The following is a 10,430-nucleotide window of genomic DNA, read 5'->3' on the forward strand; positions in this document are numbered from 1 at the left end:
CCAGCCGCCACCGGCCGCCTACCGTCGCCGGGATGATGACGAGCAGGCCCGAGCAGCCCCCGCATGCCACCGGCGCGCACCGCCGTGCGTCGCGCGCCGCCCAGCCCCCGGTCGTCACGCCCCACGAACCCCACCTGGACGGCTTGTTCACCTACTGCCTGTCCGTGCTGTGCGACCACGACGCCGCCACCGCCGCCCTCGGCGAGGTCCTCGCCCTCGCCGAGCGCCGCGCCGACCGTGCCCCGGACGACGAACTGCTCCGCCCCTGGCTGTACGCCCTGACCCGGTGGGAGTGCCTGCGCAGACTCGCCGAACCCGCCGAGGCGCCCGCCGGACCGCCGGACCCGGGGCACCGCGCCGAACTCGCCGCTCTCGCCTGGCCGGAAGCCGCCGGCACCAGCGCCGAACAGCGCGAGGCGCTCGAACTCGCCGTCCGCCACGGGCTCGCCGCCCACGAAGTCGCAGCCGTCATGCGCCTCGAGGGCGACACCACGCGCGCCCTGCTCTCCAGCGCCGCCTGCGAGGTCGAGCGCACCCGCACCGCCCTGGCCGTCGTCGAGTCGGGCCGCTGCCCGGTCGTCGCCCGTTTCGTCGGTCAGCGACCCGACGACACCGCAGACACCGCGATCCGGCTCGGCGCCGCGCTGCGCCGCGAACTCGTCCGGCACGTCGACGACTGCGCCGACTGCCGCCGCACCGCCGAGCGGACCACCGCCGACGGCTCCTGGCCCGGCACCACCGCCTCCGCCGCCGTGCTCCCCGTCGTCCCGGCGCCGAGGGACGCGGCCCGCGCCGCCATGCTGCGCGCCCTCGCCCTCCGTACGCCGCGCCGCCGCGCCGCCGCGCAGCAGACCCCGCGCTACGACCGCAGCGGCTTCCCCCTGCCGCCCAGGGACCGCGCCGTCGGCCGCAGCCGCCTGCGCAGCCGGGCCGTCACCACCACCGTCGTCGCCACCGTCGTGGCCGCGCCCGTACTGGCCCTGTGGGCCGCCTACCGCGGCACGCCCCTCGGCGAGGGGGAGGGCTCGACGAGCGTGGCCACCGGCGACAGCTCCAAGGGCGGCAGGGGCGGCAAGGGCACCGCGCGTTCCCCCTTCGCCCGGCCCACCGGCCGGGGCGAGGACCCGCCGGGCTCCCGGCCCGCCATGGGCCGCAGGCTCTCCGGGCTCTCCGGCCTGTCCGCCGGCGGCCCCCCGCAGCGGCCCGGCGACCAGGTGCCCTCCCCGGGCGGTGCCGTCCGCGAACTGCCCCGCCCCGGCCCGCCGGGGTCGTGGCCCGGCCCCGGGCGGCTGACGGTCGAGGCGCAGCCGAGCGGTCTCGACACCGTCGTCACGATCACCGCCAGCGGCGGCGAGGAAGTGCACTGGTCGGCGGCGGCCGACGCGCCCTGGCTGCGGCTGAGCCGCTCGGGCGGGGTGCTGCGCCCCGGCGAGACGGCGACCGTCACGGTGTCCGTCGTCCCGGGGCGGGAGCCGGTCGGCCCCTGGAGCGCGCGGATCACCGTCGGGCCCGGCGGCTCCGTCGTGGCCGTCGAGGGCCGTGGCAAGGCGCCGGAGCCGGTCCCGCCCCGTACCCCGCCGCCCGCGACGGCCCCCGCCGCACCGCCGCGCGGATGATCAGCTGGGGTCCGCCGGGTGCGGGGCGAGCGGCAGCAGCGAGGCGAGCCGCTGCTCGCACAGTTCGACGAGGCGGTCGTACCCCTCCTTGCCCATCAGCTCCACCAGCTCCGCGCGGTACGTCACGTACACGGGCTCGCCCGCGCCGTGCGCCGACGTGGCGGACGTGCACCACCAGTGCAGGTCGTGGCCGCCGGGGCCCCAGCCCCGGCGGTCGTACTCGCCGATCGTGACCTGGAGCACCTTGGTGTCGTCCGGCCGCTCGATCCAGTCGAACGTACGCCGGACCGGCAGCTGCCAGCACACGTCCGGCTTGGTCTCCAGCGGCTCCCGGTCCTCCCGCAGCGCCAGGATGTGCAGCGAGCAGCCGGCGCCGCCCGCGAAGCCGGGACGGTTCTGGAAGATGCACGAACCCTGCCAGCGCCGGGTCTGCCGCTCACCGTCGTCGTCGAGCTGCGTCCAGCCGGACTGCGTGCCCTCCTCGTGGAACTGCCAGATGTCCGGCGTCAGCCGGGCCACGTGGCCCGCGACCCGCTTCTCGTCGTCCTCGTCGGAGAAGTGCGCGCCCAGCGTGCAGCAGCCGTCGTCGGCGCGGCCCGCCTTGATGCCCTGGCAGCCGCTGCCGAAGATGCAGGTCCAGCGCGAGGTCAGCCAGGTCAGGTCGCAGCGGAAGACCTGCTCGTCATCGGCAGGATCGGGAAACTCGACCCACGCACGCGGAAAGTCGAGCCCCACCTCGTCGGAGGACTCGTTCTTCTTCACCTTCACGACCGGTGCGCCCTTGCCGTGCTTCGCCTTCTTCGTCTTTGCCACACCTCAAGCCTATGTGTCCCGTGCGCCCCAGTAGCGTGCCCCCATGAGACTCGGTGTTCTCGACGTGGGTTCGAACACGGTCCACCTGCTCGTGGTGGACGCGCATCCCGGAGCCCGCCCGCTGCCCGCCCATTCCCACAAGACCGAACTGCGTCTTGCCGAACTGCTCGACGACTCCGGCGCCATCGGCGACGACGGAGTCGACCGCCTCGTCGCCGTCATCCGGGAGGCCCTCGAGGCCGCGGAGGACAAGGGCGTCGAGGACGTGCTCCCGTTCGCCACCTCCGCCGTCCGCGAGGCATCCAACGCCGACGCCGTGCTCGCCCGCGTCCGCGAGGAGACCGGCGTCGACCTGGCCGTGCTCAGCGGCGAGGACGAGGCACGGCTCACCTTCCTCGCCGTCCGCCGCTGGTTCGGCTGGTCGTCCGGCAGGCTGCTCGTCCTCGACATCGGCGGCGGCTCCCTCGAGGTCGCCCTCGGGACCGACGAGGAGCCCGACGCCGCCGCCTCCATGCCGCTCGGCGCCGGCCGGCTGACCTCCGGCTGGCTGCCCGCCGGCATCCCGGACCCCGCGGACGTACGGGCGCTGCGCCGTCACGTACGCACCGAGATCGCCCGCAAGGTCGGCGAGTTCGCCCGGCTCGGCAGCCCCGACCACGCCGTCGCCACCTCCAAGACCTTCAAACAGCTCGCCCGCATCACCGGTGCCGCCCGGTCCGCCGAGGGCCTGTACGTCCAGCGCACCCTGACCCGTGCGGCGCTGGAGGAGTGGGTGCCCCGGCTCACCGCGATGACCCCGGCGCAGCGTGCCGCGCTGCCCGGGGTGTCCGCGGGCCGCGCGCCCCAGCTGCTGGCGGGCGCACTGGTCGCGGAGGGCGCGATGGACCTGTTCGGGTTGGACGAGGTGGAGCTGTGCCCCTGGGCGCTGCGCGAGGGCGTCATCCTGCGACGCCTGGACCACCTGCCCACCGCGTGAGAGGCGGTCGTACGCTGTCCCTCGTGACACAGCCAGTGGTGCGCATCCCGGACGCGAAGGTCGCGCTGTCCACGGCTTCGGTCTACCCGGAGTCGACGGCGACGGCCTTCGAGATCGCCGCACGCCTGGGCTACGACGGTGTCGAGGTCATGGTGTGGACCGACCCGGTCAGCCAGGACGTCGACGCCCTGCGCAGGCTCTCCGACCACCACCGGATGCCGATCCTGGCCGTGCACGCCCCCTGTCTGCTGATCACCCAGCGCGTCTGGTCCACCGACCCGTGGGTCAAGCTCCAGCGGGCCCGCTCGGCCGCCGAGCGGCTCGGCGCGAGCACCGTGGTCGTCCACCCGCCCTTTCGCTGGCAGCGCTCGTACGCCCGTGACTTCGTCCGGGGGATCTGGCGCATGGCCGACGAGACGGACGTCCGCTTCGCGGTCGAGAACATGTATCCGTGGCGCTACCGCGACCGCGAGATGCTCGCGTACGCGCCCGAGTGGGACGTCACCAAGGACGACTACCGCCACCTCACCGTGGACCTCTCGCACACCGCGACGGCCCGCACCGAGGCCCTGGCGATGGTCGACCGCATGGGCGACCGGCTCGCCCACGTCCACCTCGCCGACGGCAACGGCTCCGCCAAGGACGAGCACCTGGTGCCCGGCCGCGGCAAGCAGCCCTGCGCCGAACTGCTCGAGCGGCTCGCGACCACGGGCTTCGACGGCCATGTCGTGATCGAGGTCAACACCCGCCGGGCCATGTCCGCCGCCGAGCGCGAGGCCGACCTGGCGGAGGCCCTGGCCTTCACCCGGCTCCACCTCGCCTCACCGACCGGCGCGGCCCGCCCGTGAGCGCCCCGGGCGACGCCCCCAGACGGCGCGGCCGCCCCGCCCGTACGGACGCGGGCGACGGCCCCGGCACGCGGGAGCGCATCGTGGCCGCGGCCCGTGCCGAGTTCGCCGTGCACGGCTACGACAAGGCCTCCATCCGCGCCATCGCCAGGGGCGCGGGCATCGACCCGGCCCTGGTCCATCACTACTTCGGGCCCAAGGAACAGCTCTTCGCGGCAGCGATCGAAACGGCCTTCGCGCCCGCGCTGCGCTCCCCGGACGTGGCGGCCGAGGGCGGCCCGGAGGGCATGGGGGAACGGCTCACCCGCTTCATCCTGGGCATCTGGGAGGACCCGGTCGCCCGTGAACCGCTGCTCGCGATCGTCCGCTCCGCCGTGGCCAACGAGACCGCCGCCGCCGTCTTCCGCGACATGGTCAGCGCCAGGGTGATGATCCGCCTCGCGGGCGAACTGACCGTCCCCGAGCCCCGGCTGCGCTCCGAGCTCGCCGCGGCCCACCTGGTGGGCATCGCCATGCTGCGTCACGTCATCAAGGTCGAGCCGCTGGCCTCGGCGCCCTTCGACCAGGTGGTCGCCATGACGGCGCCGGCCGTCCAGCACCACCTGACCGGGCCGTGACTCCCGGGCCGTCTCACATGGGGGCCGTTTCACATGGGCGTCGTCTCACATGACGAAAACCCTGTCCGCCCCCCGGACGGACCGCGTACCGTTGATTCATGGCGAACCTGAGATCCCGCACAGTCACCCACGGCCGCAACATGGCAGGCGCCCGCGCCCTCCTCCGCGCCGCGGGCGTAGCCCGCGAGGACTTCGGCAAGCCGATCATCGCGGTGGCGAACAGCTTCACCGAGTTCGTCCCCGGCCACACCCACCTCCAGCCCGTCGGCCGTATCGTCTCCGAGGCGATCAAGAACGCCGGCGGCATCCCGCGCGAGTTCAACACCATCGCCGTGGACGACGGCATCGCCATGGGCCACGGGGGCATGCTCTACTCCCTCCCCTCCCGCGACCTGATCGCCGACTCCGTCGAGTACATGGCCGAGGCGCACTGCGCGGACGCGCTCATCTGCATCTCCAACTGCGACAAGATCACCCCCGGGATGCTGATGGCCGCCCTGCGCCTGAACATCCCCACCGTCTTCGTCTCCGGCGGCCCCATGGAGGCGGGCAAGACGACGCTCGTCGACGGCACGGTCCGGACGAACCTCGACCTGATCAGCGCGATGTCCGAGGCCGTCTCCGAGACGACCTCCGACGAGGACCTCGCCCGCATCGAGGAGGCCGCCTGCCCCACCTGCGGCTCCTGCTCCGGCATGTTCACCGCCAACTCGATGAACTGCCTCGTCGAGGCCCTCGGCCTGGCCCTGCCCGGCAACGGCTCGACGCTCGCCACCCACACCGCCCGCAAGGACCTCTACGAGGCCGCCGGCCGCACGGTCGTCGAGATCACCCAGCGGTACTACGGGCAGGACGACGAGAGCGTCCTGCCGCGGGCCGTCGCCTCCCGCCCCGCCTTCGAGAACGCCATGGCCCTCGACGTCGCCATGGGCGGCTCCACCAACACCGTCCTGCACCTGCTGGCCGCGGCCCAGGAGGCCGGGCTCGACTTCGACCTGTCGCACATCGACGCCGTCTCGCGCCGCGTCCCCTGCGTCTGCAAGGTCGCGCCCAACGGCTCGTACCACATGGAGGACGTCCACCGGGCCGGCGGAATCCCCGCCATCCTCGGCGAACTCCACCGCGCCGGGCACCTGCACGAGGACGTCCACAGCGTGCACGCCGACTCGCTCGCCGAGTGGCTCAAGCAGTGGGACGTGCGCGGCGGTTCACCGAGCACGGAGGCCGTGGAGCTCTTCCACGCCGCCCCCGGCTGCGTCCGTTCGGCCACCGCCTTCTCGCAGTCCGAGCGCTGGGAGTCCCTCGACCTCGACGCCGCGAACGGCTGCGTCCGCGACACCGCGCACGCCTACTCCGCCGACGGCGGCCTGGCCGTGCTGTACGGCAACCTCGCGGCCGACGGCTGCGTGGTGAAGACGGCCGGTGTCGACGAGTCGATCTGGACCTTCGAGGGCCCGGCCGTCGTCGTCGAGTCCCAGGAGGAGGCCGTCGAGGCGATCCTCACCAAGCGGGTCAAGGAGGGCGACGTGGTCGTCGTCCGCTACGAGGGCCCCAAGGGCGGCCCCGGCATGCAGGAGATGCTCTACCCCACCTCCTTCCTCAAGGGCCGCGGCCTGGGCGCCAAGTGCGCCCTGATCACCGACGGCCGCTTCTCCGGCGGCACTTCGGGCCTGAGCATCGGCCACGCCTCGCCCGAGGCGGCGTCCGGCGGCACGATCGCACTCGTCGAGGACGGCGACCGCATCCGCATCGACATCCCGGCCCGGTCCGTCGAACTCCTCGTCCCGGACGAGGAACTGGCCGCCCGCCGCGCCGCCCTGGGCGGTACGTACGCCCCGAAGGACCGGCAGCGGAAGGTGTCGCAGGCACTCCGCGCCTACGCCGCCATGGCCACCAGCGCGGACAAGGGCGCGGTGCGGGACATCAGCAAGCTGCTTTAGCCCCCGGAGTTCTTTGGCTAACGCCACTCGTCCGGTTCGTCGGCGTCGACCGCGAACACCGTTCCGTCCGGCGCCGACCCGAACACCTTCCCGTCCGCCGCCACCGGCGGCGGGACCGTTCCCGCGAAGCCCCGCCCGGCAGCGCCCGGGCGGGGCTGCGTCTGCCCGATCAGCACGCCGCGCACTGCGTCCACGGCCAGCAGCCGGCCGTCCGCGGCCGAGAAGTACAGCCGTCCGTCGGCGGCCACCAGGGGCGAGGCATTGGCGACGGACGTCTCCGTCCGCCACATCTGACGGCCGCGCACCGTGTCCACCGCCGTCAGACCCCCGTCCCCCGACAGCACATAGACCACGTCGTCACGTGACACCGAACTCGCGGCGAACACCGGCTTGTCGAGCGGCACCCGGCTCTCCCGCCGCGCCAGCGGGTCGTAGCGCACCACGCTGGAGACCCGCTGCATGCTGTCGGTCTCGGTCAGCAGCAGGGCGCCGTCCTCGTCCGCCCCCGTGGTGGTCAGACTGCCGCGGCCCGTCCACTGCCACAGCGTCGTGCCCTGCACCGGATCGACGGCGACGATGTGCGTGCTGCGCCCGTCGGCGGACAGAGCGGTGGCATAGGCGACACCGCCGCGGTACGAGGTGAAGACGGGACTGTGGTGGCCCGGCAGGGCGTGGCGCCAGCGCTCCTTGTTCGTACGGCTGTCGAGCGCCGTGACCGTACCGTCCGTCGCGACCAGCAGGACCGTGTCGCTCGCGTGGTATATCCGTCCGACGTGCGCCGACACATCGCGGGTCCAGCGGGGTCGGCCCGTCACCGGATCGAAGGCGGCCAGCTGCCGGCCGTCCGGCGACAGCGCGAGGACCAGACCACCGCTGACCACGGGCGCGGGCGGAGCCCCGGCACTGCCCGGCAGCGTGTTCCTGGCCGTCCGCCGCCAGGTCACCTTGCCGCCCACGGCGTCGATCCGGGCCACGTGCAGGCCGGGCGCGGAGCAGTAGAGGGCCATCTCCGCATAGGTACAGGAGCCGGGATGCGCGTCCCGGCTGTCGACGCCCTCGAGCAGCGGCGCCCGCCACGGCCGCCAGTCCGCCCCGGCGGAGGTCTGGCGCGTCTCCGGCGCCCCGTCCGGCCCGTCGCTCCCGGTCACCGCCCACTTCACGCCCGCGCCCAGCGCCACGGCGGTCACGGCAGCGGTGGCGAACCACAGCACGCGCCGCTTGCGGCGCGCGGCGGGCGAGGGGACGGGCGCGGGCTCGGGCTCCGCGGTCACCGGGACCCGGGCATGGGTGACGGGAGTGACCTCTCGCTTCCCCTGATGCGTCTGCTGATACGTCTGCGCAGTAAGAGGAGTGACGGGAGCATGCGACAGCTGGGGCAGCTGAGCCATGATCGCGTCCGGCGTCGGACGGTCGGCGGGCTCCTTCGCCAGACAGGCCCGGATGAGCGGGATGAGGTCCTCGGGGACGCCCGTCAGATCCGGCTCGTCGTGCACCACCTGATAGGCGACGATGTACGGACTCTCCGACTCGAACGGCCCCCGTCCCGTCGCCGCGTGGACCAGCACCGACGCCAGTGCGAACACATCCGCCGCCGGCCCGACCTCGCGCGGGCGCTGGAACTGCTCGGGCGCCATGAAGGGCGGGGTGCCGACCAGCTTGCCCGTCTCGGTGCGCAGCTCGCTGTCGGACGGCCGGGAGATGCCGAAGTCGATCACCTTGGGACCATCCTCGGCGAGCAGGACGTTGCTGGGCTTGAGATCGCGGTGGACGACCCCCGCCCGGTGGATGTCCCGCAGCGCCTCCGCGAGACCGGCCGCCAGCCGGCGTACCTCGTTCGAGGTAAGCGGCCCGTCCTGTTTGATGCGTGCGGCCAGAGTCGGGCCGGAGATGCAGAGCGTGGCCATCCAGGGCCGCTCGCAGTCCGGGTCGGCGTCCACGACGGGCGCGGTGAACGCCCCGCTCACCCGCCGGGCGGCCGCCACCTCCTGCCGGAACCGTGCCCGGAACTCCGGGTCCGCCGCGTGGTCGGCGTGCACCACCTTGACCGCGAGCCGCAGCCCGGAGGGGGAGCGGGCCACATGCACCACGCCCATGCCGCCGGCGCCGAGACGGCCTTCCAGGCGGTACTGACCCGCGTACTCCGGATCCTCCGCTTCCGGGCCCGCCCCGGTACTGCGCAGCGGCGGCATTCCCCCACCCCCGTGTCGTCTCGGCCGCTTTCGACCGTTTGCGGAGCCTAATCGATGGGCGGCGGGATACCGGGGAGGACGTGCCGCTCCTTGCTAGCCTGCGCATGTCACATCACCGTCAACTCGGTTCATTTGACGGCCGATCAGCAGGATTCGTCACAGGGGAGGGCCGTATGGCCAGCGAAGAGAACGCCGAGCCGGGTATCGAGTCGCTCAGGTCGATCGCCGACGCCGTCTACTACCCGCTCGCACCGGGCTATCAGGTCAACGTCCGCAGCGGCCCGGGCACCGGCTACGGGGTCGTCAAGGTCCTCCAGCAGGGCTCCACTGTGCCGATCCGCTGCCAGACCCGCGGTGAAACGGTCTCCGGCCCGTGCGGCACGAGCAGCATCTGGGACAACATCGCCCCCGGCCAGTTCATCTCCGACACCTATGTGAAGACGGGCAGCAGCGGTTACGTGACGGTCAGCTGTGGCTAACCCGTGGACATAATCGATTCATGAGCGATCAGCACGAGGCTCCTGGCCCGCAGCCGGAGCCCATCCGGTTCTTCGGTACGACCTGGGTCGACCACGACGGTGGCTACGCACTGCGCCGGGGCGCCGTCGCGGTGGGATCCCTGGCCGCCGCGGTGGCGGGCGCCTTCGTCCTGCGCTTCGCCTATCAGGGGCTGGCCATCGCCCAGGTCGGCAGGCTGGTCGACCTGCTTCTCATCGGCGCCGTGCTGGCGTGCACCGCCCTGGCGTTCCGCCGGACCTGGGAGGGCTTCGTCCGCCGCAGGCCCGCGCCGGCCGACCCGGGGATGGAGCGGTCGGTGCAGAGCCTGATGTTCATCGGCTTCGTCGGTGCTCTGCTCGCCTACTTCCTGCGCGCACTCCAGGAGGCCCCTGGCGAGAAGCTGCACCGTGAGGAGTACGAGGAGGCCGTGGCCCGCCACGACCGCCTCCGCTCCACCCGCACGGGCAACCCGGCAGCTCGCCGGAAGCGCAAGAAGCGCTGAGGGGCTGAGGGGCGACCCGGTCCCGAGCACCCCTGAACCTCGTGTAGAGTTCTTCGAGTTGCCACGGCGTCCGCGAGGACGCGGGGGCGGCACTTCTCGCCTGACTGGCGGCAATCATTACTGCACGGCCCTTGAACGGGATTGATTTCGGCATGCCGGAATTCGGTTCCTGGCTCCGATTAGGAGTCGCGGGGGAAATCCGCTAAAGTAGTGATCACGCCGGAAGGCGCGAAGGAAAAGAAAGAAACCCCGATCCAACAGGGGGCCGGAGCCGGAAAACGGATCTGGTAAGGTTGGAAACAACGAAGGGAAGCGCCCGGAGGAAAGCCCGAGAGGGTGAGTACAAAGGAAGCGTTCGTTCCTTGAGAACTCAACAGCGTGCCAAAAGTCAACGCCAGACTATAAAACAACCCCGTCCCCTTGTGGGATGA

General features: G+C 72.8%; 10 protein-coding genes. 7 read left to right on the plus strand and 3 right to left on the minus strand.

What is annotated here, in order from left to right; genetic code table 11:
• The first annotated feature begins 32 nt into the window (after nt 1–32).
• Nucleotides 33–1,616, plus strand: a complete 1,584-nt coding sequence (locus tag ACV530_RS31470; protein ID WP_494336076.1) for a BACON domain-containing protein — start codon at nt 33–35, stop codon at nt 1,614–1,616.
• On the opposite strand, the gene ACV530_RS31475 is transcribed toward ACV530_RS31470, so the two are convergent.
• On the minus strand, nt 1,617–2,429 hold the full coding sequence (locus ACV530_RS31475) for a DUF3109 family protein (protein ID WP_494336077.1): 813 nt from the start codon (nt 2,427–2,429) through the stop codon (nt 1,617–1,619).
• 43 nt (nt 2,430–2,472) lie between these two features.
• Between ACV530_RS31475 and ACV530_RS31480 the strand changes: the two genes are divergently transcribed.
• The 4 genes from ACV530_RS31480 (at nt 2,473) to ilvD (ending at nt 6,810) form a co-directional block, all read left to right on the plus strand.
• A complete protein-coding gene (locus tag ACV530_RS31480) occupies nt 2,473–3,405 on the plus strand; it encodes a Ppx/GppA family phosphatase (RefSeq protein WP_494336078.1) in 933 nt (310 codons plus the stop codon).
• Nucleotides 3,406–3,428: 23 nt separating this feature from the next.
• Nucleotides 3,429–4,253 carry a sugar phosphate isomerase/epimerase family protein gene (locus ACV530_RS31485; RefSeq protein WP_494336079.1) on the plus strand — a complete coding sequence of 275 codons (825 nt, stop codon included), beginning with the start codon at nt 3,429–3,431 and terminating at the stop codon, nt 4,251–4,253.
• Nucleotides 4,250–4,870, plus strand: coding sequence for a TetR/AcrR family transcriptional regulator (locus ACV530_RS31490; RefSeq protein WP_494336080.1), 621 nt, complete (start codon nt 4,250–4,252; stop codon nt 4,868–4,870). Before ACV530_RS31485 ends, ACV530_RS31490 begins: the two co-directional genes overlap by 4 nt.
• 98 nt (nt 4,871–4,968) lie before the next feature.
• The gene (gene ilvD, locus ACV530_RS31495) at nt 4,969–6,810 is read left to right on the plus strand and encodes a dihydroxy-acid dehydratase (protein ID WP_494336081.1); all 1,842 of its coding nucleotides are present in this window, start codon (nt 4,969–4,971) and stop codon (nt 6,808–6,810) included.
• 17 nt (nt 6,811–6,827) lie between these two features.
• Here ilvD and ACV530_RS31500 read toward each other — a convergent pair whose 3' ends face one another.
• Complete coding sequence (locus ACV530_RS31500) at nt 6,828–8,999, minus strand: protein kinase domain-containing protein (protein WP_494336082.1); 2,172 nt, start codon at nt 8,997–8,999, stop codon at nt 6,828–6,830.
• Nucleotides 9,000–9,172: 173 nt separating this feature from the next.
• Here ACV530_RS31500 and ACV530_RS31505 point away from each other — a divergent pair, with 173 nt between their 5' ends.
• Both ACV530_RS31505 and ACV530_RS31510 read left to right on the plus strand, forming a co-directional pair.
• Entirely contained in the window at nt 9,173–9,478 is a 306-nt protein-coding gene (locus ACV530_RS31505) for an SH3 domain-containing protein (protein ID WP_494336083.1), read from the plus strand.
• 20 nt (nt 9,479–9,498) lie between these two features.
• Nucleotides 9,499–9,999 (plus strand): hypothetical protein, encoded by a 501-nt coding sequence (locus ACV530_RS31510; protein ID WP_494336084.1) that lies wholly within the window; start codon nt 9,499–9,501, stop codon nt 9,997–9,999.
• Between the two features lie 179 nt (nt 10,000–10,178).
• On the opposite strand, the gene ACV530_RS31515 is transcribed toward ACV530_RS31510, so the two are convergent.
• Nucleotides 10,179–10,430, minus strand: a 252-nt coding sequence (locus ACV530_RS31515) for a hypothetical protein (protein ID WP_494336085.1), incomplete at its 5' end; no start/stop codon positions are given.

Source organism: Streptomyces sp. SX-6, from assembly GCF_059089585.1.